The following is a 21,968-nucleotide window of genomic DNA, read 5'->3' as shown; positions in this document are numbered from 1 at the left end:
GCTCAGGCTCAGAAGCCGAGGCCGGCATACTTGTTCTTGAACTTCGACACGCGACCACCGGTGTCCATGAGGCGCGACGAACCACCGTTCCACGCCGGGTGCGAGGTCGGGTCGATGTCGAGGGTGAGGGTGTCGCCCTCGGAGCCCCAGGTCGAGCGGGTCTGATACTCGGTCCCGTCGGTCATCTTGACGGTGATCGTGTGGTAGTCGGGATGGGTTTCGGCTTTCATCGTCCCGCTCCTTATTTCGCAGCTTTGGGCTTGTAGTGGGTGTCTTCGGCGATACGAGCCGACTTACCGCGACGCGCGCGCAGGTAGTACAGCTTGGCGCGACGCACGCGGCCACGGCGGACCACTTCGATCGAGTCGATGTTGGTCGAATACAGCGGGAACACACGCTCCACGCCTTCGCCGAAGGAGATCTTGCGCACGGTGAACGAAGCCGCCAGCGTGTCGCCGCCCTTGCGCGAGATGCAGACGCCTTCATAGGCCTGCACGCGCGAACGGGTGCCTTCGGTCACTTTGTAGCCGACGCGAATGGTGTCACCGGCTTTGAAATCCGGGATGGTCTTGTTGAGCTCGGCGATCTGTTCCGCCTCGAGCTGTGCGATCAGGTTCATCGCAACGTCCTTTCACATGCTCACGGTTTGTCCCGTGAAGGTTTCGCCGCCTCAGAGCTCCGCGTCTTCATCGGGTCCGGTCGCCTTTTCAGGGTCGCGCCCGCGGGAGATTTCAGGTCGTCTTTCGCTTTTTGCGCCCTTCGCCGGTGCCGTGTCGCGGACCGAAGAAGGCTCCGCCGGGCAACAGCAAAAGGGTCCGAGGGCCGATTCCGGCTCCGGACCCGCGCGTATTACGGGGAAATGGGCAACGGATCAAGGGGGAAGCTGCGCTCATCGCGGCTCCGGGCGGATCGCTGCATGCAGCAACAGGGTGATCGCCGGGGCAGGGCTGTCCACGTCCAGCCAACCGCAGAGAGGTGAAACCAGTTCGTCGCACGTCCCCTCTATGATAGTTTTGCCGCCTGTGTCGAGTATCATCGGGAGCGTTGATCTCATGGACGTTCATCACGAAACACTCGTATTCGAGCGGGACCTCGATGCGCCTCCTTCCAAGGTATTTGCGGCCTATATCGACAAAGAGGCGCGGGAGCTCTGGTCGACGCCTTCGCCGACCGCCGAGGTGAAGATTGACAGCGCCGACGTTCGAACCGGGGGTGTGGAAACCACGAGGTGCGGCGCGAAGGGCGATCTGCGATGGGCGTTGAAGGTCATCTATCACTTCGTGGAGCCTGACCGACTGATCACGTTCACCGAAGAACTTTGGGACGGAGAGCAAATCCTGACGGTTGCGTTGATTGCCATCGAACTGAAATCCGCCAGCGACAACATGACCGCGCTGAAACTGACGGACCAGATCACGTCTTTTGTCGGCCCCGATGCGGTTGATGGTCATCGGGAAGGATATACCCAAGCCCTCGCCAATCTGGCGCGGCATGTCGCACCTCCCGGGAGCGGCCTTTCCCGATAACGGCGGGATACTCCACGAGGGGCCCCCAGCCACCCCTCACCCCTCCCGCTTCTCCCACAAATCCGGCCGCCGTTCCTGCGTGAGCTTTTCGCTCATCGCGCGGCGCCAGTCTTCAATCTTCTTGTGGTTGCCCGAGGTCAGAACCTCGGGGATCGAGCGGCCTTCCCATTCGGCGGGGCGGGTGTATTGGGGATGCTCCAGCAGCCCGCTGGAATGGCTTTCCTCGACCGCGCTCTCGGCGTTGCCGAGCACGCCGGGGAGCAGGCGCACGGTGGCGTCGATCAGCACTTGGGCGGCCACTTCGCCACCCGTCAGGACGAAATCGCCGATCGAGACTTCCTCGACACCGAAATGTTCCAGCACGCGCTCGTCCACGCCTTCGAACCGCCCGCAAAGGAGCGTCATGCCATCGGCCTCGGCGAAGCGGCGCGCCATCTCCTGCGTCAGCGGCTTGCCGCGCGGCGAGAGATAGACGACCGGCCAGCGCGCGCGGTCATCCGGCGTGCCGTGGGCGGCCTGCTTGAGCGCCTCGCCCACCACATCGGCGCGCAGCACCATGCCCGCGCCGCCGCCAGCGGGCGTATCGTCGACATTGCGATGTTTGCCGATGCCGAAGGGGCGCAGGTCGATCGTCTCCAGCGCCCAGAGGCCCAGATCGCGGGCGCGGCCGAGAAGGCTCAGGCCCAGCGTGCCGGGGAAGGCCTCGGGGAAGAGCGTGACAATCTTCGCGGTCCACGCGCCTTTCAGCCGCGGCGGCTCGTCCATCAGCGAGCTGGGCTTGCGCGTCGGCGAGATCGTCAGACGGCCATGCGACTTGGTCGCGAGCTTGGGTTTGTCGTCACTCATCGGATTTCGCCTCTGCCTCTTCGCGCCATGCTGCCCGCAATATGGCGCGCTTTTTCTCTTTTGTGGCCTCGCGCGGCAACCCTTCCGCGTTGATTGCGGCGAGTTGGTCGGCCAGCGCCGCCCGGTCCACCCTCCGCGGGCGTGCATTGGCCGTGACCCCGAGGCCCAGCGACGCGCGCGCCTCGGGCGGGACGCCCATCAGATCGAGCAGCGGCGTCAGAGGACCGTGGGGATTGTCGCGGGCTTCGTCGAGCATCATCCATGTCACCGGGGCGGGGTCCACAGTGCTCACGATCTCGCGCAGAATGGGGGCGAGGTCGAAGCCCGACAGCCGGGTGCGGAAGGTATCGAGCGAGTCCGTCAGCATGCCGCTGCGCACATGCTGCCAATGCAGGCTTTCGATCCACGCGGTCTTTTCGCGGGTGGTCAGGAAGAGCTGCAACGCCAGCGCGTCTTCGTATTTCGCGCGGAATACCTCGGCCAGCGCGCCCATCAGGGCGGGCGTCGCGGAATAGTCCAGCACGCCATCGCGGCCCGGCATATGTCCCGCGAGCCCTTCGATGGAAATCACGGCTTGCGTGGTGTCTTCGGGGAGGGCGTCGGCCCAACTGGCCAGCGCGGCCTGATAGAGCCCCAGCTCGAACGGGTCGCGGGTCAGTGAAAAGGCGCGGGCTGCGGCGGCTGCGTCGGGAATGTCTTCGCGGAGCGCAATCGCCCAGTCGGGCCAATGGGCGCTGACTTCGCGCAGTCCGGTCTGGATCGTGGAGGTGCCGGTCTTGTGAAAGCCCGGATGGACGATCACACGCATCCGATTACAGATCCTCGGGCGGGTCGGCGACGATACGCTGCGCGGCGAGGTCCACGGTCGGCACGATGGCCTTGGTGAAGGGCAGCAGCAGCGCCTGTTTGCGACCGGGCGCGAAGATTTCGAGGATGTCGCCCGCGCCGTGATTGTGGACCGCGCGCACGGTGCCGATCTTGGTGCCGCCGGTATCGACCACCGTCAGCCCGATCAGGTCGGCATGATAGAATTCGTCGTCAGGAAGCGAGGGCAGCTTGTCGCGGTCGGCCCAGAGGGTCACGCCGCGCAGCGCATCGGCCTCTTCCTTGGTGGCCACGCCCGACAGCCGTGCGCCAAGCCCGTTCTTCAGGCCCCGCGTCAGTGTCACGTCGAACTGGCGCGCGCCGTCTTCGGTATAAAGCGGGGCATAGCCCACGATATCCTCGGGTTCGGCGCAGAAACTCTTGAGGCGCACTTCGCCCTGCACGCCGAAAGCTCCGGCAATGGCACCCACGCAGACGCGTTCGGGTTGGGTCATGATGCGATCCTCTGTGCTAGATCGGATGGGGCAGGGGCCGGGCGCATATCGCGCCCGGCCCGCCAGCCATCCATAGCTGCCGATTATTCTTCGGCGGGTGCTTCTTCAGCGTTCGCCTCGGCGGCCTTGGCGGCACGCTGTTCGGCGCGCTCCTGGGCTTTCTTGCCCGGAACGGCTTTCTTCATGTTGGCGCGGGTCGGCTTGCTGCGCTCGCCGGCGGCTTCGAGGAAGCGCGCGATGCGGTCGGTCGGCTGCGCGCCTTGGTCGAGCCAGTACTTCACGCGCTCGATGTTCATCTTCACGCGGTCTTCGCTGTCTTTGGGCAGCAGCGGGTTGTAGGTGCCCAGCTTCTCGAGGAAGCGGCCGTCACGCGGCATGCGCGAGTCGGTAGCGACGATCGAATAGAACGGACGCTTCTTGGAACCCCCACGAGCGAGGCGGATTTTCGTAGCCATGTCAGTTGTCTCCTTTGGATGGCTGGTGATGGGCCGGATGGCCCGTCATTTCTGGAATTTCTCGTGATGCCGGATCACTTCCGAAATCACGAAATTGAGGAACTTCTTCGCGAATTCCGGGTCGAGCCCGGAATCGCTCGCCAGCTTTTCGAGCCGGGCGATCTGCTTGGCCTCCCGATCGGGATCGGAGGGCGGAAGGTCGTGCTCTGCCTTCAGCTTGCCGACGGCCTGCGTCTGGGCGAAGCGTTCGGCCAGCGTGTAGATCATCACCGCATCGAGCCGGTCGATGCTGTCGCGATGCTCTTTCAGCAACTCAGCGGCACGGGTGGTTGCATCGCTCATGCGGCGGCCTCCTTCGGTGCGGGGTGACGCCAGACGACGATCGGCGGCTCCCCGGGATAGGCGGCCTGCGGGTCCGGGCGCGCGCCCAGACGCTCGGCCAGCGCGGTCGAACGGGTGTTGTTCGGGTCGATGTAGCTGACCGCGGTGGACCAGTTCAGGTCGCGGAACGCATGGTCGATCACCGCGCGCGCAGCCTCGGCCACGTAGCCCTTGCCCTCGGCGTCTTGCGACCAGACCGACCACGCGATCTCGGCCTCGGGCCAGCTCTCGGGCATCCAGGGGCCAAGCGCGCCGAAACCCTGATCCGAGCCGCGCTCGGTCATCACGAACATGCCCCAGCCGCGCAGCACCCAATGGCCGGTGATCGCAGCAAAACTGCGCCATGCGGCTTCCGGGGTCGGCTCATTCACCGGGCGGAACCAGTGGCTGCGCTCGGACATGTAGAAATCGCGCCATGCCGCCCAATCCGCAGCCTTCGGGGCGCGGAGCACGAGACGCTCGGTCTCGAGAACAGGGGTGGGGGAGAGCGCGACGGTCATCGGGTCACTTCTTCTTGCCGAAGCCCGACAGGCCCGGCGGCAGCGCGCCGCCCAGACCGGGCATGCCGCCCTTGGGCATCTTGCCGCCCATCGCCTTCGCCGCAGCTTCGACCTCGGCGGGATCCATGTTGGCCAGATCCGGCGCACCGCCGCCCTTGCCGCCCATCATCTTCATCGCCTGTTTCATCATGCCGCCCTTGCCCATCTTGGCCATCTTCTTCATCGAGTCGGACATCTGGCGGTGCATCTTCAGCAGCTTGTTGAGGTCGGAGACCTCGAGGCCTGCGCCCGCCGCGATGCGCTTCTTGCGGCTCGCCTGAAGGATCTGCGGGTTGGCGCGCTCTTTCTTGGTCATCGAGTTGATGAGCGCGATCTGGTGGGTGATCGTCTTGTCGTTCAGGCCCGCATCTTCGGCCTGCTTGGCGTATTTCGACATGCCCGGCATCATCCCCATGACGCCCTGCATCCCGCCCATCTTGATCATCTGATCGAGCTGGTTCTTCATGTCGTTCATGTTGAACAGGCCCTTCTGGAAGCGCTTGGCCATGCGCTCCGCCTGTTCCTGTTCCAGCGTCTCCTGCGCGCGCTCCACGAGGGCGACAATATCGCCCATGCCGAGGATGCGGCCCGCGATACGCTCGGCCTCGAAGGTCTCGAGCGCGTCCATCTTCTCGCCCAGACCCACGAAGCGGATCGGCTTGCCGGTGACCGCGCGCATCGAGAGCGCCGCACCGCCACGACCGTCGCCGTCCATCCGGGTCAGCACGACGCCCGAGACGCCGACCTTCTCGTCGAACTCGGTCGCGACGTTGACCGCGTCCTGACCGGTCAGGCCATCGACGACGAGGAGGGTCTCACGCGGGTTCGCGACATCGCGCACCGCCTGAACCTCGTCCATCAGCACTTCGTCGATATGCAGACGGCCCGCAGTGTCGAGCATGTAGACGTCATAGCCGCCCAGCGTCGCTTGCTGCTTGGCGCGCTTGGCGATCTGCACGGCGCTTTCGCCCTTCACGATCGGCAGCGTGTCGACGCCGATCTGGGTGCCGAGGATCTGCAGCTGCTCCATCGCCGCCGGGCGGTTGGTGTCGAGCGAGGCCATCAGCACGCGCTTGCCTTCGCGGTCCTTGAGACGCTTGGCGAGCTTGGCGGTGGTGGTGGTCTTACCCGAACCCTGCAGACCGACCATCAGGATCGGCGCGGGCGGGTTGTCGATCTTCAGCGCATCGGCGGCCTCTTCGCCCGCGAGCATCTTGATCAGCTCGTCATGGACGATCTTGACGACCTGCTGGCCCGGCGTGACCGATTTGGTGACCGCGGCGCCGGTGGCCTTGCCCTCGACCGACTTGATGAACTGGCGGGCGACCGGCAGCGAAACGTCGGCTTCGAGAAGCGCGACGCGCACTTCGCGCATGGCCGTTTTCACGTCATCGGCGGAAAGCGCACCTTGTTTGGTCAGCCGGTCGAAGACGCCGCCTAGGCGCTCTGATAGACTTTCGAACATGGGCCACCCTCCTGTGATTGGGGCCGGGACAAACGACAAGCGCACCAGTGGGCGCAACGCGCTGACTGGTGGCGATCCCGACCTCATGCCGGGACCGGAGGGATTCGTCCTCCGGGGAAATCTCGCGTGAACTATGACAAAGGCCCCGCGGAGTCAACCACGGGGCCAGTCTGGGGAGGTAGGAACGTCTTTGCAGGCTTGAGCGGATCAGGCCGCGAGGTGGATGATCTGCTCTTCGGCCTTGGCGACCGCCGCAGCCTCGTCGAGGTTCACGCCCTCGGCGGCCACCACGGTCACGTCGGTGATGCCGATGAAGCCGAGGATCTGCTTGATGTAGGGCGTCGCGAAATCGAAGGCGGAGCCCTGCGGCACGCCGCCCGAGGAGTAGGCGATGACAACACGCTTCGGACCGGCGAGGCCTTCGGGGCCAGCCTCGGTGTAGCGGAAGGTCTCGCCCACGCGGCAGACCATGTCGATCCAGTGTTTGAGCGGGCCGGTGACGCCGAAGTTGTAGACGCCGCAACCGATGACGATCGTGTCGGCGGCTTTCACCTCTGCGATCAGCTCGTCGGACAGGGCGAGCAGCTCTTTCTGCTCGTCGCTGCGCTGGTCGGCGGGGGTGTAGGCCGCGCCGAGCCACGCCCCGTCGATGGTGGGGATGGCGGTCGCGTCGCGGGTGGTGACGTCGCCGCCGAGCCGCTCGACGATCTTGTCGGTGAGGCGTTTGGAGATCGACGCGTCGCCCTTGATGGAGCTGTCGATACGAAGGGTCTTGGCCATGGGGAGGACTCCGTAAAACGTGTTCGATGTGGGGTCGTGAATTTCGGTCTGCGCCTTACTTGTCTCTTGCAATCCAGAACGCAACGGGCATGATCGAGCAGATTATGTTCACGGATGCACAGCATGAGCTTTGACAGTTGGGATGAAATCCGCACCGCTTTCCACGTGGCGCGCATCGGCACCGTCTCGGGGGCGGCAGAGGTTTTGGGCGTTCACCACGCAACGGTGATCCGCCATGTCGACGCCCTGGAAGACAAGCTGGGCACCAAGCTGTTCCAGCGCCATCCGCGCGGCTATACGCCGACCGAAGCGGGGCAGCAATTGCTCTCCGTGGGGCAGGCGACAGAGGACCAGTTCAGCCAGCTCGCCGCCCGGATCGCAGGCGCGGGCGACGAAGTCACGGGCGAATTGATCGTGACCTCTCTGACCGCGGTTTCGGTGCTTGTCCTGCCCGCGATGGAAAAGCTCTTGGGCGAATATTCCGGGCTGCGGCTGCGCTATCTCACCGATCAGCGCGTGTTCCGGCTGGAATATGGCGAGGCGCATGTCGCGATCCGCGCCGGCAACCGCCCGACCGAACCCGATAACGTGGTGCAGTCGCTGGGCCGGATGCAGAATGCGCTCTATGCGAGCCACGCCTATGTAGAGCGTTTCGGGATTCCGCGCTCCAAGGAGGAACTCGCCAAGCATCGCTTCGTCTCGAACGACAACCGCGACAGCCGCGCGCCGTTCTATCGCTGGCTGCGCGACAACGTCCCCGACGAGCAGGTCGTGTTCCGCGCGAACGAGCATGAAAGCCAGGTCGATGCGATCAAGGCGGGGCTTGGCCTGGGCTTCCTGACCGTGCCGATGGGCCGCGCCGATCCGACACTCGAAGAGGTGGTGAAACCTTACGAGACCTGGGACACCAACCTGTGGCTGGTGACCCATGTCGATCTGCACCGCACGCCGAAGGTTCAGGCCGCCGTGAAGGCGATCAAGGAACAGGCGGCCCGTTCGGACGGTCTGATCCTGAGCTGAGCTATTCGGCTGCGTGCAGCCGGACCGGGGCCGGTGCCGGTTCGGCCTCTTCGCGCGCTTTCCGGCGTCGCGCCACGGCCTTCGCGCCGAAATTGTCGCGCCCGTAGGCAAAGGCGAATTGCAGCGCGAGCCCGCCGAAGATCAGCACGCTGTCCTGCCAGAACCCGCCCGGATGCACCTGCTTCACCGTCTGGCCCGCGATCGCCAGCACCGTGCCGAGCGCGAAGATCGGCAGCGAGTGACGGCCCAGCATCCGGATCGGCTCCAGCACGCGCGCCTCGGCGATGCGCGGGATGATCCCCGGCAGCGACAGGATGTAGGCGAGCGCCAGAAGGTGCGACAGGCGCGGCAGCGACACGAAGGTCTTGTCGAAGCCCGCGATGAAGAAGGGCACGTTCCACTGGCGCAACTGCCAGACCGCGTGGCCGAAATTCTTCAGCATCCAGCCGTTGTGAACCCATATGAAGGTCAGCGCCAGCCAGCCCGCCGCGAGGGCGATGATCCAGCCTTTCACCGGCACGAGCCGCTTGCCTTGGCGCAGCGACAGCCCGGTCAGGATGCCGAGGCTGAACACCAGTTGCCACGCCAGCGGGTTGAAGAACCAGCCGCCTTCCATCGGGTAGTTCGGCAGGTTGAGCCGGAACAGTCCCGTCGCCACCCAAAGCCCGACCGAGGTCGCCAGCAATGCCAATTTGCTGCGCTGACCGATGCGGATCAGCGCGGGCGCCATCAACAGGAGCGCCATATACATCGGCAGGATGTTCACATAGCCCAGCTGGTGGCCCAGCGTGGCGATCCCGATCAGGAAGCCGAACGGATCGGTGCCATAGATCTTCATCGCGTTCTTGGACAGCATCGCCTCGTTGCCCCAGAACTGCACGGCGGCCGAGACGATGGCGATCGCCCAGACGGCGGTCAGGATATGCACGAGGTAGAGAAGCCACGCCCGGCCCCAGAGCCGCGAGGTCCCCTCCCAGTTCAGCCCCTTCGCCAGCGCCGGACCGTACGCCAGTGCGGCGGCGAGGCCGGACATGAAGACGAAGCCCTCCGCCGCATCCGAGAAGCCCAGATTGCGGGAGGTGAAATGCTCGTAGAGATTGCCCGGGATGTGATCGATATAGATCATCACCAGCGCGAGACCGCGGAACAGGTCGATCCGCAGGTCGCGCCCGGGTTTCATCAGCGCGATATTACGCATGTGCGGGGCTCCGGTGAGGGGCGTCCGCGAAACCGGCGCGGTCGTCCTCGGGGGCCGGGAAAGCGTTTTCCCAGCGGGTGAAGATCGCATCGTGCAGGCGCAGGATGCGGGGTGTCTCGATCTCGCTCGGCACCAGCATCAGCTGCGAGCGCGAGGGCTGCGACGACCATGAGATCAGCCACGGCGCGGCGATCATCGGCAGACCGACCGGCAGCAGCCAGAACAGCAGACCCGGCGCGAGCCACCACGTGACTGCAAGGCCCGCAGCCCCGATGGCGACGATCCACCACGCCGCGTTGAACCCGTCGGCCACGCTCAACCGCCCGTCGCCGCGGTTGTTGGTGGGCCAGCCGCCATCCGCGCCGAACAGCACCTGAAAGACCGAGCGCGTGGCGAAGGCCAGCAGCACCGGGGCCGTGAGCGAGGAGAACAGCAATTCGCTCAGCGTCGAGGCGAAGGCGATGTTGCCGCCGCCGAAGCCGCGCGCCGTGCCATTCATCGCCGCACGCGCGGCGATCAGCAGTTTCGGCACCAGCAGCAGCCCGAAGATGCCGATGGCGAGGCCGATCGCTTTCGAGGCCTCCGACGGCGGGAAATAGGGGAAGGGCCAATAGGGCTCGGGGAAGTAATCCGGCGGTGGCACGAACAGGGGCGCCGCGACCGAGGCCACGAGAAAGCCCAGCCAGAACAGCGGCGCGATATAGGCCATGATGCCCTGCGCGAAGACGAACCGCGACCAGCCGCGCAGCCCCGGCGCGCCGATGATGCGTGCGTGCTGCAGATTGCCCTGACACCAGCGTCGGTCGCGCTTGGCATGATCGACGATATTCTCGGGGCCTTCCTCGAAGGAGCCTTCCAGATCGTCGTCGAGCCGCACGAGCCAGCCGTTGCGCGCCAGAAGTGCTGCCTCGACATAGTCGTGGCTCATCACATGCCCGCCGAAAGGCGGCTGCCCCTTCAGCGCGGGCAGGCCGCAGCTTTCGGCGAAGGCGCGGGTGCGCACGATGGCGTTGTGGCCCCAGAACGGGCCGGTCCTGCCCTGCAACATCGCGAGGCCGCGGGCGAAGACGGGCGAGAAGAAGCTGGCGGAGAATTGCATCGCACGGGCGAAGCGCGAGCGCCCCCGCACCACTTTCGGCAGGGTCTGCAGCAGGCCGAGACGCGGCTCGGCCTCGATCCGGCGGATCATCTGCAGGATCGTCTCGCCTTCCATCAGGCTGTCGGCATCGAGGATCAGCGCGAAATCATAGGCTGCGCCGGAACGAGTGATGAAATCCTCGATATTCCCGGCCTTCTTGCCCACGTTGTTGGTGCGGCGGCGATAGAAGAACCGGCCAAGCGCGTCACGCTCTTCGACGAGATGGGCGAAGACCTGCACCTCGCGCTGGGCGATGTCGTCCTTGCGGGTGTCCGAGAGGATCGCGAAATGCACCTCCGCGTCGTCGCCGGTCGCGGCGAGCGAGGCGTCCATCGCGGCCACGCGCGAGAAGGTGGAGACCGGGTCTTCGTTATAGACCGGCACCAACACGACCGTGCGGCCCTGGATGCGCGCATGCGGGTCCACGCGCGGCGGCGGCTCGGCGCGCGAGGTCAGCCCGATCAGCGCCTGCACCGCGCCCCAGGCGAGCCAGAGCGTCGAGATCAGGATCAGAAGCGCGCGCACCACGTCGAGCGTCTGCAAGCCGTCGGCCTGCCCGAACTGGATGAACAGAACGAAGGCTCCGATACCCGCAAGCGCCGCCAGCCCGAGCGCCAGAGCGCGCAGGCCGATCAGCAGTGCGCCGCGAGGACGCGCGAGCGCGGACATGTCAGGTGCCTTCCCCGACCGGGCGGCGGGTCAGCATCCGGGCGAGCCGGGTACTCAGCCGAAGATCGGGTTCGATCTGTTGGGCAGGCATGGCCATCGGGGCCACCGGCAGCGCGGCGGGCCCGGCAACGAGGTCTTCGGGCGATAGCCGGCGCTGGGCGCGCGGCTGGTCGGTCAGCGCCGGCACTGCCGGCAGCGTCAAAATAGAATTCATGATTTGGTCCACTGGTAAAGCCAGGTCTCGGAGAGGTTCCGTCCAAAACCGGCAAGAGTGGCAGAGAGTTCCACGGGCGCGTCGCCATCGGCGGAAATATCCAGAACGAGACGCCAGACATTGTCCTGTTCGACCTTCGAAAGGGTTTGCGTTTCGATCTTGCCCTTATTGGCATGGGTGACCGGCTTGATCTCGTCGACAGCCGAGGCTGGCAGGCGCGAAATCTCTCCGCCCTTGAAATCAATGACGAATTTCCGGGTGCCCTTGGTGTTCTCGACGCCCGAGACACCGCCGGTCCCGGCCCATGTCTGGTCCACATAGGCGCGCTGATCGCTCGGATCGGGGGGCAGATCGCCCCATTCCAGCCGATAGGCGAATTCCAGCGCATCGCCTGCTTTTGCCGGAGCTTCGGGCACCCAGAAGGCGACGATATTGTCGTTCACCTCGAGTTTCGAGGGGATCTCGACCAGCCGAACCATGCCCTTGCCCCAGTCGCCCTGCGGCGTCACGCGGACAGAGGGGCGGCGCTCGTAGCGGGCCGAGGCGTCCTGATAGTGATCGAATTCGCGCTCGCGCTGATAGAGGCCGAAGCTTTGCGGCGCGCTCTCGGCGAAATAGGAGGAGGCGAGCTTGTTCGGGTTCTGCAGCGGGCGCCACAGCTTGTCGCCATCGGCCTGCTCGATCGCGAGCCCGTCGCTGTCATGCACGCGCGGACGGTAATCGTCGAAATTATGCCGGTTGCGCGGCCCGTAGAGGAACATCGAGGTCAGCGGCGCCACACCGAGCTGTTGGATGTCCTCGCGGATGAAGAGCCGTGCGGTCACGTCGACCGAGGTCGCCTCGCCAGGGGTGATGACGAATTTGTAGGCCCCCGTCAGCGAGGCCGAATGCATCTCGGCGAAGACGGTAATCGAGGTCGCGCCCGAGGTCGGCGTCTCGACCCAGAACTGGGTGAAGCGCGGGAATTCTTCGGCGACGGAGACGCCGGTGTTCACGGCAAGCCCGCGGGCCGACAGGCCATAGGCCGAACCCCGGCCGAGCGCGCGGAAGTAGGACGCGCCCTGAAACGCGATCAACTCGTCCATGACATCGGGGCGGTTGAGCGGCGTGTTCAGCCGGAAGCCCGCGATGCCCGGCAGATCGGCATGTTCGGGGACGATCTTGCGCGCTTTGCTCTGGTAGATGAAATCGTCGGTCGAGAAGTTCATCGGGCTCGCTTGCCCGTTCTCGACGCTGGAGAGATGCACCGGCTCTTTGAAAAGCCAGCCCAGATGGAAGGCCTGCAACTCGAAGCGCGTGTCTTCGATATTCTCGAAGCGCGACTTGTCCGGGTCGAAGCGGATCATCCGGTAGCTGTCGTAATCCAGCTTGCTCAGGAAATCGGCCGAGCTGGTCTCGGGCGGGACGGCGTCGCCCTTCGCGGCCTTCTGCATCCGTGCCGCGAGATCGTCGAAAGAAAACGGCGATTGCTGCGGTGCGGCAGGGGGCGGGGCAGGCGCGGGCGAAGGGTCGGCTGCGGGGGCGCTATCTTGCGCGAGCGCATGGCCGGGCCAGCCTCCCGCGGCGGCGAACGCGCCAAAAGCGGAGCCGGCGGCGAGGAGCTGTCGGCGGGAGAAATGGGGCACTTGCACAGTGCGGGGATTAGGCATCTGTTTCCCTGCGATTACAGTCGCTTCGCACGGAGAAAAACCACCGTGCTGCATTTTGCATAGCCACATGCCCGGAAAAACTGCAAGAGGGTATGCGAGGCCCATCGGGCGGACAGGGCCGAGCCATGCGATTCTCGCATAACATCGCCCATCCATGCATCGAAAAGCGCGATTTCCCGCCGATTCAGCGACATTTGTGCCGCAGAATGCCGCATGTGCAAAATGGCGGGAGAAGGGTCGATCGCTGCCGCTTTGAGGCGGCCTCCGCACAATGCCTTGCGATTCTACTCAGGAAACGCCGTCGCGAAGCTTGACAGACATGCCCCCTGTGCGCAGGTAAAGTAATGCTTGCGCGGGGGGAGAGTGCGGTCGCATCCATCGCCCCAAGGCCCGCCAAAGAACGGACCGGAGAGAAGATGTCGCCTGCCTTGATCGCCGCTTTGCCCTTCCTGGGCGCAGCCATGCCGTCGATCCTTATCCGCACCGGACGCACCAATGCCGCCGCGGTTTCGGCCCTGTTTACGGGGCTGGCGCTGCTTGGGTTGTTGCTGAACCTGCCGACCGTTATGGCAGGCGGTGTCGTCGAGACCAAGATCGACTGGCTGCCCTGGCTGGGCCTGAACGTGAATTTCTGGATCGACGGTCTGGGGATGCTGTTCGCGACGCTGATCCTCGGGATCGGGCTGCTGATCATCCTCTATGCGCGGTTCTACCTGTCGAACAAGGACCCGGTCGGTCAGTTCTACACCTATCTGCTGCTGTTCCAGGGCGCGATGGTGGGGATCGTCCTGTCGGACAACATCCTGCTATTGCTGATCTTCTGGGAGCTGACCTCGCTTAGCTCCTTCCTGCTCATCGGCTATTGGAAGCACCTGCCTGCGGGCCGTCAGGGCGCGCGCATGGCGCTGACCGTGACCGGTCTGGGCGGCCTGTCGATGATCGCGGGGATGCTGATCCTCGGCAATATCGCGGGCAGCTACGACATTTCGGAAATCCTGCAGCACAAGGACGCCATTCAGGCGAGCCCCTATTACATCCCGGCGCTGCTGCTGATCCTCGGCGGCGCGTTCACCAAATCCGCGCAGTTCCCGTTCCATTTCTGGCTGCCGCACGCGATGGCGGCGCCGACGCCCGTTTCGGCCTATCTGCACTCCGCCACGATGGTGAAGGCGGGGCTGTTCCTGATGGCGCGGATGTGGCCCGTGCTCTCGGGCACGCCGGAGTGGTTTTACATCGTCGCGAGCGTCGGGCTGATCACCATGCTGATCGCCGCGAAGATCGCGATCTTCAAGCACGACATGAAGGCCCTTCTGGCCTTCTCGACGGTCTCGCATCTGGGGCTCATCACCTTCATGCTGGGACTGGGGACCGAGGCCGGGGCGCTGGCCGCCGTGTTCCACATCATCAACCACGCGACCTTCAAGGCGGCGCTGTTCATGTCGGCGGGCATCGTCGATCACGAGGCGGGCACGCGTGACCTCACCCGCATTTCGGGGCTGCGCAAGCTGATGCCGATCACCTTTGTGATCGCGACCATCGCGGCTCTGTCGATGGCGGGCATTCCCTTCTTCAACGGCTTCCTGTCGAAAGAGATGATGCTGGAGGCTGCCGCACATACGAAGTGGCTCGACAATAGCTGGCTGATCCCGGTGCTGGCCACCATCGCAGCGCTGTTCTCGGCGACCTATGCCTTCCGCTTCATCAGCCACGGTTTCTTCGGCCCGCCGCCGCAGGATTTGCCGAAGACCCCGCATGATCCGCCCTTCGGCATGTGGATCAGCCCGGCTTTCCTCGCTTTCCTCGTGATCGCGATCGGTCTGTTCCCGATGGCGGTGGCGGGCAGCTATGTCCAGATGGCGACCAATGCGGTCGTCGGTGGCGGCTATCACATGCACGAGCTGAAGATCTGGCACGGCGTCACGCCGGCGCTGATCATGTCGGCCATTGCCGTCACCGGCGGTATCGCTCTGCTCGCCGCGCATCGCCCGTTCCAGCGCATCTGGGACGCCACTCCGCGCCCCGAGGCCAAGGTGATGTTCGACTGGGTGGTCGCGAAGGTGCAGAGCCTTGCGGCGTGGATCACCCAAGGGCTGCATACCGGCGCGATGGCGCGTTACCTGATGCTGTTCACGATTACCGCGGTCGGGGTGGGGCTCTATGCCTTCATGAGCGGCACGCTGGGGCCGCAGACCCGCGCGCTGACGCCGGTGAACGGCGCGGCCGTGACCTCTTGGCTGCTGCTGCTGACGGCCACGATGTGTATCGTCGCCTTCCATCACAACCGCATCCTCGCGCTGGTGCTGATCGGGATCGTCGGCCTGACCGTGTCGATCTCCTTCATCTTCCTCTCGGCGCCCGACCTCGCGCTGACGCAGATCTCGGTCGAGATCGTGACGACGGTACTGATGCTTCTTGCGCTGAACTTCCTGCCCAAGATCACCTCGATCGAATCCAGCCGGATGAAGATCGGCTTCGACGTCGGGCTTTCGGTCGCGGCGGGCGTTGCGGTCTCGGGGCTGATCTATGCGCTGCTGACCCGCGATTTCGCTTTCCCGACGATGTCCGGCTACATGCTCGACAACAGCTACAACCTCGCAGGCGGCGACAACGTGGTGAACGTGATCCTCGTGGACTTCCGTGGCTACGATACGTTCGGCGAGATCACGGTGCTCGGCATCGCCGCGCTGGTGATCTTCGCGCTGACCGAGGCGCTGCTGCAGGGCGCGTCCTCGCGCAAGCTGATCGCGTGGCGGCCCGACGTGCCGCGTGGCGGCGACAAGCACCCGCTGATGCTGCTGATCGTGACGCGGGTGATGATGCCGATCGCGCTGGTCGTGGGGCTCTATATCTTCCTGCGCGGCCACAACGAGCCCGGTGGCGGCTTCATCGCCGGTCTCGTCGTCGCGATCGCGCTGGTGACGCAATACATGGCCTCGGGCTTCGCGTGGACGCAGGCGCGCCAGAAGGTCTATTACCACGTGCTGATCGCATCCGGCGTGCTGGTCGCGGGGATCACCGGGGCCGGGGCGTTCTTCAACGACATGCCCTTCCTCACCTCCGATTTCGGCTATGTGAAACTGCCCGGCCTCGACAAGTTCGAGCTGGCGACCGCCGCGGGCTTCGACCTTGGCGTGTTCCTCGGCGTCGTCGGCTCGGTGATGCTGGCGCTTGGCGGGCTGAGCCGCCTCGCGCGCCGCGCCGCGATGGGCGAGGAAGGCGGCGAGGAGGGCGCGCATATCGCGGCCGAGAAGCCCGAGGCCCGCGTGCTCGCGCCGCTCTCGGCCGGGCCCTATCCGCCCGAAGCCAAAGTGCCGCGCCGCTGGTGGAAGACCGCCCGCGCCGCGCGCGAAGCCACCCAGAACGAGCGTGACACCGTGCACGAGAACAAGAAGACCAACGGGGGCGATCACTGATGGAAGTGCTCGTTGCATCGGCCATCGGCGTGCTGACCGCCGCTGGCATCTACATGATCCTGCGTCTGCGCACCTTCCCCGTGGTGGTGGGCATGTCGCTGCTGTCCTACGCGGTGAACGTGTTCCTGTTCGCCACCGGCCGTCTGGTGATCAACCAGCCGCCGATCCTGCGCGACGGCGTGACCTCCTATACAGACCCGATCCCGCAGGCGCTGGTCCTGACCGCGATCGTGATTTCCTTCGGGATGACTGCGGTTGTGGTGATGCTCGCGCTTGGCGCCTTCATCGAGGCGGGCAATGACCGCATCGACCTCGAGGAAGAGGAGGACGGCCAATGATGGAGCATTGGATCATCGCGCCCGTCCTGATCCCGGCGATGCTCGCGCCGCTGATCGTGCTGTGGATGCGCTACGATCTGGTCACGCAGCGCGTGGCCTCGATCCTCGGCATGTCGGCGCTTCTGGTGCTGGCCATCGTGCTGATGACCTCGGCCTCGATGGGCCCGCCCGAGGTCTATCGCCTCGGCAACTGGGAGCCGCCCTACGGCATCGTGCTGGTCCTCGACCGGCTGTCCGCGCTGATGCTGCTGCTGACCTCGATCCTCGGCCTCGTGATCGTGCTCTATGCGATCGGTTCGGGCTGGGACAAGCGCGGCTGGCATTTCCATTCGCTGATGCAGTTCCAGATGATGGGGATCAACGGCGCCTTCCTTACTGGCGACGCGTTCAACCTGTTCGTCTTCTTCGAGGTTCTGCTGATCGCCTCCTACGGTCTGATGATCCATGGCGGCGGGCGCGCGCGGCTGAAATCGGGCGTGCAATATGTGGTCTACAACCTCGCGGGCTCCACGCTGTTCCTCTTCGCGCTGGGGACGATCTACGCGACGGCGGGCACACTCAACATGGCCGATCTGGCGGTGAAGGTGGCCGAGATGCCCTCCGAGCAGACGGCGCTGATCAAGGTTGGTGCGGCGCTTCTGATGTTGGTTTTCGCGGTCAAGGCCGCGCTGGTGCCGCTGCAATTCTGGCTGCCCGCGACCTACACCAATGCACCCGGCCCGGTGGCGGCGCTGTTTGCGATCATGACCAAGGTCGGCACCTATGCGATCGTCCGCGTCTACACGCTGATCTTCCCGATCACCGGTACGATCGGCACGCTTGCCCATGACATCCTGCTGCCTTCGGCCTTCCTGACGATCGCGATCGGGATGATCGGCATTCTCGGCGCCCGCGATATGGGCCGCACGGTCGCCTATGCGGTGATCGGCTCGGTCGGGACGATGATGCTGGCATTTGCGCAGTTCACCCAAGGCGCGACCACGGCGGGTCTGTACTACATGATCCATTCGACGCTGATCGCCGGGGCGATGTTCCTCATCGCCGATCTCGTGCGCGAGCGGCGCGGGCGCTGGGGGCTCGGCTTTACAGATGCGCCGCTGATGAAGAACCACGGGCTGATGGCGGGCATGTTCTTCATGGGCGCGATCGCGATGGCCGGGATGCCGCCGCTCTCGGGCTTCCTCGGCAAGCTGATGATCCTCGATGCGACGCGCGGCCAATGGGCGCTCTGGGCCACGGTTCTGGTGACCTCGCTGATTGCCATCGTGGGCTATGCCCGTGCGGGTAGCCAAGTGTTCTGGCGCTCCTACGCGGTCGAGGTTGAGGAAGACGATCTGCCGCCCGCGCCGAAGGATGCGAGCTCGCCGGGCCTCGCCTTTACCGCGACCGGTATCCTGCTGGCCGGGTCGGTGGCGCTGACCGCGCTGGCCGGACCTGCGAGCACCTGGCTGCAGGGCACCTCCGCGCAGCTGTTCACGCCGTCGCAATATATCGACGCGGTTCTCGCCGGCGCGGAAGAGCGCGCGCAGGAGGCGGCACGCATCGGGGCGCATGAGCATGGCCATATGGAGGTGAGCGAGGAAATGCAGGCCGAGGACGGCCATGGCGGCGACACCAGTGCCGCCGACCCGCATGCCGACGCTCAGCCCGCCGATCAGGCCGACACCCACACCGGAACCGAGACGGGGCAGGACGCCCCCGCCGCGGCGCATTGAGGGGAGCAAAGAGATGATCCGCAAGATCCTTCCCCACCCCTACCTGACCGTCACGCTGGTGATGGTCTGGCTGATGCTGGCCAATAGCTACACGCTCAATTCGCTGGTCTTCGCGATCCTCGTCGGGCTCGTGATCCCGTGGATAACCGCGCCCTACTGGCCCGCGCGCCCGCGTTTCGCGAAGCCGCTGAAGATCATCGAGTACATCTTCATCGTGATCTGGGATATCATCGTCGCGAATATCACCGTGGCGAAGATCGTACTCTTCATGCCCAATTCCAAGCTGCACCCCGCCTGGGTCACGGTGCCGCTCGACATCGTCACGCCCGAGGCGGTGACGGTTCTGGCGGGCACGATCACGATGACCCCCGGAACGCTGACGGCGGAGCTGGCCGCCGACGGGCACTCGCTGCTGGTCCACGCGCTGCATGCGCCCGACGCCGACGAGGTGCGCGACGAGATCAAGTCCCGCTACGAGGCCCGCCTGAAGGAGATTTTCGAATGATCACCTACGCCCTGATCTTCGCCATCGCCTGCTATTCGCTGGCGCTGCTGTTCAACCTCTACCGGGTCGTCAAGGCGCCGGGCGTGACCGATCGGGTCCTCGCGCTCGACACGATGGCGATCAACGCGATCGCGATGATCGTGCTGTTCGGCATCTGGGAGGGCACGGCGCTCTTCTTCGAAGCGTCGATCCTTTACGCAATGACGGGTTTCGTGGCGACGGTCTCCTTCGCCAAGTTCATCCTGCGCGGCGACATTATCGAGTGAGGGCGTGATGGAACTGTTCTGGGACATCCTGATTTCCGCGCTGCTCGTGATCGGCGGCATTTTCGGTCTCGTCGGCAGCTTCGGCCTAGTCAAACTGCCCGACCCGATGACCCGCCTGCACGCGCCGACCAAGGCCGCGACGCTGGGCGTGGGCGCGATCCTGATCGCCTCGATGGTCTGGTTCGCGGTGAAGCAGGGTCACCTGACCCTGCACGAGCTGATGGTCACCATCTTCATCTTCCTGACGGCCCCGATCACCGCGCATTTCATCTCGAAAGCCAATATATTCCGCGACTGGCCGGCCGAGAAGCTGCCGCGACCTGCGGGCGAGGGCGACTGGGCGGTGCACACCGCCGATGCCGATACCTCGAAGGGCGAACTGGCGGTCGAGCGGGAAAAGAACATCCCGCACGAGAACGACTGACGACGAGAACGAAGGACTGCCCCTGACGTTGCGAAACGCTTTGACGCGCGCGTAACCCGTGGCAGGCTTATCCGCGGAGGAGATTTCGGGAGACTTTCGCGATGCGGATGCGGCTGATGCTGTCCCATCTGTCGATCTGGGTGATGATCGCCGTCGTCGCCGCAGCGGTCTATTGGATCGCGCAGGGGCCTTGGTGGCTCTGGGCGGTTGCGCTGCTGGGGATCCCGGCGCAGATGCTCAACGAATACGGGCTCCACCGCTACATCTTCCACATGGCGCCGCCGAAGCGGCAATGGGCCTTCAACTGGCTCTACCGGGTGCATTACGGCCACCACGAATTCCCGACCTGCTGGCCGCTTCTGTTCGCGCCGCTCTCGGTGATCGTGCCGGTGCTCGTGGGCAATACCGCGCTGCTTTGGGCGGTGCTGTCGCTGATCGGCGTGCCGTATGCGTTCGATATCGCCGTGGCCGTCGTGCCGCTTGGCGGAGCCGCCACCTTCCTTGCCTATGAATGGTTCCACACCACCGCCCATGTCACCGTGAAGAAGACCGCGATCGAGCGCCATGTCTCGACGCTGCACAACCAGCACCATTTCCGCGACTTCTCGAAATGGTTTCACGTCACCGCGGGCGGCGAGGTGATCGACCGGCTGATGGGCACCGCGATTTCGCGCGATCAGCTCAAGACCCAAAGCCGTGTCGAGTTCATCCGGACCCTCGGCCTGCGCCCCGACGATCCGCGCCTGATCGCGGCGCGGGAGAAATTCGCGCCGCGCTTCGGGATCACCGAGGCAGAGGTCTCGCGGGCGGGTCATGTCGGAGGGGGCGCTGCCCCCGCGCGCTGACGCGCCCCCCCCGGGATATTTCCGCCAAGAGGAAGTTAAACCTTCCGTAACCAGAATCGCCTGACCCTGATCTCGCGGAACAGGCGGGGACGCCGATGGCCGCCCAAGGGGAAGCGCCCGGCCAGCCGCCCGCAACCGGGTTCGAGCCGGGCGTTTTTCTTCCTCTTGGCATAAATATCCCGGGGGAGGCCGCAGGCCGGGGGCGGAGCCCCTTACAGGTTGTCCGTCACGCGGAAGCCTTCGGGGATCGTGTCGCGCCCCTCCAGCACCAGATCGACCATCACCTCGGCCACTTTCGGCGCCATGCCGAAGCCGATCTTGAACCCGCCATTGGCGATGAAATGCCCCGGACGGTCGGGCCAATCACCCAGCATCGGCGCGCGCGACTTGGCGCGCGGGCGCGCCCCGGCCCAACGGTCGATTACCGGAGCCTCGGCGAGTGGCGGGCAAAGCGCGCGGGCTTTCTCAATCAGCGCGTCGAGCTGTGCATCGGTCGTGTCTGGGGCGTCGAATTCGCGCTCGGAGGTCGACCCGATCGCGACCGTGCCGTCTGAATGGGGAATGATGTGGAGGCTCTCCGCGAAGAGTTGCGGCACGTCGCCAGCCGCGTATCGGAAGAGCGCCGATTGGCCCTTCACGCCGGTGCCGACGGTTTTGCCGACCACCGCGTTCAACTCGGCCAGACCTTCGGCGCCGGTCGCGTGGATGACCGGACCAACCTCCTCGGCCTCGCCGATCACGATCTCCGCGCCCATCGCGTCGAGCGCCGCGACCAGCGCGGCCCCGGCGGCGCGCGGGTTGGCGCGCGCCGTGAACGTGTCATGGATCACGAGCCCGGTGGGCGAGGGCGGTGCGAAGGCCCCGAATTCCGCGGCCTCGGCCACGCGCCATGTGGCGAAGCCCTGCCACAGCTCGGCCGCCCCTGCCGCTCGCTCCTTGGCGCGTGCGATCTGCGCCTCGTCTGCCAACGGCTGTAGCCGCCCGAGGCGGGCATATCCCGGGTCGCCGCCGCCAATGCGCTGCACTTCGGCCCAGAAGGCTTCCGCCATGCGCAGGCTCTCGAATTGGAACTGTTTCTTGGGGTTCCAGTTCTCCGGCACATGCGGGGCGAGCGCGCCGACATGGCCGCCCGAGCTGCCCGCGCCGATGCGGCTGCGTTCGATGAGCCGGACCTTCGCACCGCGCTTTGCTGCCTGATACGCGATCGCGAGGCCGAAGATGCCGCCGCCGCGCACGGTTATGTCGTGTCTGCCGCTTGTCATT

At 65.3% G+C, this 21,968-nt stretch carries 24 protein-coding genes; 9 read left to right on the top strand and 15 right to left on the bottom strand.

The genetic code is table 11. From position 1 onward, the window contains the following. Positions 1-8: 8 nt before the first annotated feature. Complete coding sequence (gene rpmE, locus BMI87_RS13005; protein ID WP_078522037.1) at positions 9-230, bottom strand: 50S ribosomal protein L31; 222 nt, start codon at positions 228-230, stop codon at positions 9-11. Positions 231-241: 11 nt separating this feature from the next. After that, entirely contained in the window at positions 242-619 is a 378-nt protein-coding gene (rplS, locus tag BMI87_RS13000; protein WP_075775806.1) for a 50S ribosomal protein L19, read from the bottom strand. Positions 620-1,052: 433 nt separating this feature from the next. On the opposite strand from rplS, the gene BMI87_RS22555 reads away from it, so the two are divergent. Next, positions 1,053-1,526 carry an SRPBCC domain-containing protein gene (locus tag BMI87_RS22555; protein WP_168175212.1) on the top strand — a complete coding sequence of 158 codons (474 nt, stop codon included), beginning with the start codon at positions 1,053-1,055 and terminating at the stop codon, positions 1,524-1,526. 36 nt (positions 1,527-1,562) lie between these two features. Here the strand turns inward: BMI87_RS22555 and trmD are convergent, their stop codons facing one another. The 8 genes from trmD to BMI87_RS12955 form a co-directional block, all read right to left on the bottom strand. Then, positions 1,563-2,372, bottom strand: a complete 810-nt coding sequence (trmD, locus tag BMI87_RS12990; protein ID WP_078522036.1) for a tRNA (guanosine(37)-N1)-methyltransferase TrmD — start codon at positions 2,370-2,372, stop codon at positions 1,563-1,565. Continuing rightward, a complete protein-coding gene (locus tag BMI87_RS12985) occupies positions 2,365-3,180 on the bottom strand; it encodes a hypothetical protein (RefSeq protein WP_078522035.1) in 816 nt (271 codons plus the stop codon). Before BMI87_RS12985 ends, trmD begins: the two co-directional genes overlap by 8 nt. A 4-nt stretch (positions 3,181-3,184) precedes the next feature. Then, positions 3,185-3,691 (bottom strand): ribosome maturation factor RimM, encoded by a 507-nt coding sequence (rimM, locus tag BMI87_RS12980; protein ID WP_078522034.1) that lies wholly within the window; start codon positions 3,689-3,691, stop codon positions 3,185-3,187. A gap of 83 nt (positions 3,692-3,774) precedes the next feature. Next, complete coding sequence (rpsP, locus tag BMI87_RS12975; RefSeq protein ID WP_078522033.1) at positions 3,775-4,146, bottom strand: 30S ribosomal protein S16; 372 nt, start codon at positions 4,144-4,146, stop codon at positions 3,775-3,777. Between the two features lie 45 nt (positions 4,147-4,191). Beyond that, positions 4,192-4,488 carry a chorismate mutase gene (locus BMI87_RS12970; RefSeq protein ID WP_078522032.1) on the bottom strand — a complete coding sequence of 99 codons (297 nt, stop codon included), beginning with the start codon at positions 4,486-4,488 and terminating at the stop codon, positions 4,192-4,194. Beyond that, complete coding sequence (locus BMI87_RS12965) at positions 4,485-5,027, bottom strand: GNAT family N-acetyltransferase (protein ID WP_078522031.1); 543 nt, start codon at positions 5,025-5,027, stop codon at positions 4,485-4,487. The genes BMI87_RS12970 and BMI87_RS12965 overlap by 4 nt, the downstream gene beginning before the upstream one ends. A 4-nt stretch (positions 5,028-5,031) precedes the next feature. Further along, positions 5,032-6,531, bottom strand: coding sequence for a signal recognition particle protein (gene ffh, locus BMI87_RS12960; RefSeq protein ID WP_078522030.1), 1,500 nt, complete (start codon positions 6,529-6,531; stop codon positions 5,032-5,034). Positions 6,532-6,738: 207 nt separating this feature from the next. Further along, positions 6,739-7,311 carry an FMN-dependent NADH-azoreductase gene (locus tag BMI87_RS12955; RefSeq protein ID WP_078522029.1) on the bottom strand — a complete coding sequence of 191 codons (573 nt, stop codon included), beginning with the start codon at positions 7,309-7,311 and terminating at the stop codon, positions 6,739-6,741. Between the two features lie 123 nt (positions 7,312-7,434). On the opposite strand from BMI87_RS12955, the gene BMI87_RS12950 reads away from it, so the two are divergent. Continuing rightward, positions 7,435-8,331, top strand: coding sequence for a LysR family transcriptional regulator (locus tag BMI87_RS12950; protein WP_078522028.1), 897 nt, complete (start codon positions 7,435-7,437; stop codon positions 8,329-8,331). 1 nt (position 8,332) lies between these two features. On the opposite strand, the gene BMI87_RS12945 is transcribed toward BMI87_RS12950, so the two are convergent. Genes BMI87_RS12945 through BMI87_RS12930 form a run of 4 tightly spaced genes read right to left on the bottom strand, consistent with a single transcriptional unit; the run spans position 8,333 to position 13,199 of the window. Next, the gene (locus BMI87_RS12945) at positions 8,333-9,529 is read right to left on the bottom strand and encodes an OpgC family protein (RefSeq protein ID WP_168175211.1); all 1,197 of its coding nucleotides are present in this window, start codon (positions 9,527-9,529) and stop codon (positions 8,333-8,335) included. Continuing rightward, positions 9,522-11,336 carry a glucans biosynthesis glucosyltransferase MdoH gene (mdoH, locus tag BMI87_RS12940; protein ID WP_078522026.1) on the bottom strand — a complete coding sequence of 605 codons (1,815 nt, stop codon included), beginning with the start codon at positions 11,334-11,336 and terminating at the stop codon, positions 9,522-9,524. Before mdoH ends, BMI87_RS12945 begins: the two co-directional genes overlap by 8 nt. Before the next feature lies 1 nt (position 11,337). Continuing rightward, a complete protein-coding gene (locus tag BMI87_RS12935; protein ID WP_078522025.1) occupies positions 11,338-11,550 on the bottom strand; it encodes a hypothetical protein in 213 nt (70 codons plus the stop codon). After that, complete coding sequence (locus BMI87_RS12930; protein ID WP_078522024.1) at positions 11,547-13,199, bottom strand: glucan biosynthesis protein; 1,653 nt, start codon at positions 13,197-13,199, stop codon at positions 11,547-11,549. The genes BMI87_RS12935 and BMI87_RS12930 overlap by 4 nt, the downstream gene beginning before the upstream one ends. A 416-nt stretch (positions 13,200-13,615) precedes the next feature. Between BMI87_RS12930 and BMI87_RS12920 the strand changes: the two genes are divergently transcribed. The 7 genes from BMI87_RS12920 (at position 13,616) to BMI87_RS12890 (ending at position 20,705) form a co-directional block, all read left to right on the top strand. Continuing rightward, entirely contained in the window at positions 13,616-16,612 is a 2,997-nt protein-coding gene (locus tag BMI87_RS12920) for a monovalent cation/H+ antiporter subunit A (protein ID WP_078522022.1), read from the top strand. Beyond that, a complete protein-coding gene (locus BMI87_RS12915; RefSeq protein WP_078522021.1) occupies positions 16,612-16,950 on the top strand; it encodes a Na+/H+ antiporter subunit C in 339 nt (112 codons plus the stop codon). Before BMI87_RS12920 ends, BMI87_RS12915 begins: the two co-directional genes overlap by 1 nt. Next, positions 16,950-18,665 carry a monovalent cation/H+ antiporter subunit D gene (locus BMI87_RS12910; protein ID WP_078522126.1) on the top strand — a complete coding sequence of 572 codons (1,716 nt, stop codon included), beginning with the start codon at positions 16,950-16,952 and terminating at the stop codon, positions 18,663-18,665. Before BMI87_RS12915 ends, BMI87_RS12910 begins: the two co-directional genes overlap by 1 nt. Before the next feature lie 13 nt (positions 18,666-18,678). Beyond that, positions 18,679-19,170: a Na+/H+ antiporter subunit E gene (locus tag BMI87_RS12905; RefSeq protein ID WP_078522020.1), complete on the top strand. Its 492-nt coding sequence runs from the start codon at positions 18,679-18,681 to the stop codon at positions 19,168-19,170. Next, a complete protein-coding gene (locus BMI87_RS12900; protein ID WP_078522019.1) occupies positions 19,167-19,436 on the top strand; it encodes a K+/H+ antiporter subunit F in 270 nt (89 codons plus the stop codon). The genes BMI87_RS12905 and BMI87_RS12900 overlap by 4 nt, the downstream gene beginning before the upstream one ends. 7 nt (positions 19,437-19,443) lie before the next feature. Then, complete coding sequence (locus BMI87_RS12895; protein ID WP_078522018.1) at positions 19,444-19,860, top strand: Na+/H+ antiporter subunit G; 417 nt, start codon at positions 19,444-19,446, stop codon at positions 19,858-19,860. Positions 19,861-19,961: 101 nt separating this feature from the next. Beyond that, positions 19,962-20,705, top strand: a complete 744-nt coding sequence (locus BMI87_RS12890) for a sterol desaturase family protein (protein ID WP_078522017.1) — start codon at positions 19,962-19,964, stop codon at positions 20,703-20,705. Between the two features lie 212 nt (positions 20,706-20,917). Here the strand turns inward: BMI87_RS12890 and BMI87_RS12885 are convergent, their stop codons facing one another. Next, positions 20,918-21,967: an FAD-binding oxidoreductase gene (locus BMI87_RS12885; RefSeq protein ID WP_078522016.1), complete on the bottom strand. Its 1,050-nt coding sequence runs from the start codon at positions 21,965-21,967 to the stop codon at positions 20,918-20,920. Position 21,968 lies beyond the last annotated feature (1 nt).

It is taken from the genome of Thioclava sp. F28-4, assembly GCF_002020045.1.
GTDB classification, from domain to species: domain Bacteria; phylum Pseudomonadota; class Alphaproteobacteria; order Rhodobacterales; family Rhodobacteraceae; genus Thioclava; species Thioclava sediminum.
Note: the sequence above shows the minus strand (reverse complement) of the source record. Positions and strands in the feature narration are given on the sequence as shown.

Bases quoted from the DNA above. Each gene is read 5' to 3' on its own strand.
- mdoH (WP_078522026.1), bottom strand. From the start codon at position 11,336: ATGTCCGCGCTCGCGCGTCCTCGCGGCGCACTGCTGATCGGCCTGCGC.
- trmD (WP_078522036.1), bottom strand. From the start codon at position 2,372: ATGAGTGACGACAAACCCAAGCTCGCGACCAAGTCGCATGGCCGTCTG.
- ffh (WP_078522030.1), bottom strand. From the start codon at position 6,531: ATGTTCGAAAGTCTATCAGAGCGCCTAGGCGGCGTCTTCGACCGGCTG.
- BMI87_RS12950 (WP_078522028.1), top strand. From the start codon at position 7,435: ATGAGCTTTGACAGTTGGGATGAAATCCGCACCGCTTTCCACGTGGCG.
- rpsP (WP_078522033.1), bottom strand. From the start codon at position 4,146: ATGGCTACGAAAATCCGCCTCGCTCGTGGGGGTTCCAAGAAGCGTCCG.
- BMI87_RS12885 (WP_078522016.1), bottom strand. From the start codon at position 21,967: ATGACAAGCGGCAGACACGACATAACCGTGCGCGGCGGCGGCATCTTC.
- BMI87_RS12965 (WP_078522031.1), bottom strand. From the start codon at position 5,027: ATGACCGTCGCGCTCTCCCCCACCCCTGTTCTCGAGACCGAGCGTCTC.
- BMI87_RS12970 (WP_078522032.1), bottom strand. From the start codon at position 4,488: ATGAGCGATGCAACCACCCGTGCCGCTGAGTTGCTGAAAGAGCATCGC.
- BMI87_RS12930 (WP_078522024.1), bottom strand. From the start codon at position 13,199: ATGCCTAATCCCCGCACTGTGCAAGTGCCCCATTTCTCCCGCCGACAG.
- BMI87_RS12945 (WP_168175211.1), bottom strand. From the start codon at position 9,529: ATGCGTAATATCGCGCTGATGAAACCCGGGCGCGACCTGCGGATCGAC.
- rpmE (WP_078522037.1), bottom strand. From the start codon at position 230: ATGAAAGCCGAAACCCATCCCGACTACCACACGATCACCGTCAAGATG.
- rplS (WP_075775806.1), bottom strand. From the start codon at position 619: ATGAACCTGATCGCACAGCTCGAGGCGGAACAGATCGCCGAGCTCAAC.
- BMI87_RS22555 (WP_168175212.1), top strand. From the start codon at position 1,053: ATGGACGTTCATCACGAAACACTCGTATTCGAGCGGGACCTCGATGCG.
- BMI87_RS12895 (WP_078522018.1), top strand. From the start codon at position 19,444: ATGGAACTGTTCTGGGACATCCTGATTTCCGCGCTGCTCGTGATCGGC.
- BMI87_RS12955 (WP_078522029.1), bottom strand. From the start codon at position 7,311: ATGGCCAAGACCCTTCGTATCGACAGCTCCATCAAGGGCGACGCGTCG.
- BMI87_RS12890 (WP_078522017.1), top strand. From the start codon at position 19,962: ATGCGGATGCGGCTGATGCTGTCCCATCTGTCGATCTGGGTGATGATC.
- BMI87_RS12915 (WP_078522021.1), top strand. From the start codon at position 16,612: ATGGAAGTGCTCGTTGCATCGGCCATCGGCGTGCTGACCGCCGCTGGC.
- rimM (WP_078522034.1), bottom strand. From the start codon at position 3,691: ATGACCCAACCCGAACGCGTCTGCGTGGGTGCCATTGCCGGAGCTTTC.
- BMI87_RS12905 (WP_078522020.1), top strand. From the start codon at position 18,679: ATGATCCGCAAGATCCTTCCCCACCCCTACCTGACCGTCACGCTGGTG.
- BMI87_RS12985 (WP_078522035.1), bottom strand. From the start codon at position 3,180: ATGCGTGTGATCGTCCATCCGGGCTTTCACAAGACCGGCACCTCCACG.
- BMI87_RS12935 (WP_078522025.1), bottom strand. From the start codon at position 11,550: ATGAATTCTATTTTGACGCTGCCGGCAGTGCCGGCGCTGACCGACCAG.
- BMI87_RS12920 (WP_078522022.1), top strand. From the start codon at position 13,616: ATGTCGCCTGCCTTGATCGCCGCTTTGCCCTTCCTGGGCGCAGCCATG.
- BMI87_RS12910 (WP_078522126.1), top strand. From the start codon at position 16,950: ATGGAGCATTGGATCATCGCGCCCGTCCTGATCCCGGCGATGCTCGCG.
- BMI87_RS12900 (WP_078522019.1), top strand. From the start codon at position 19,167: ATGATCACCTACGCCCTGATCTTCGCCATCGCCTGCTATTCGCTGGCG.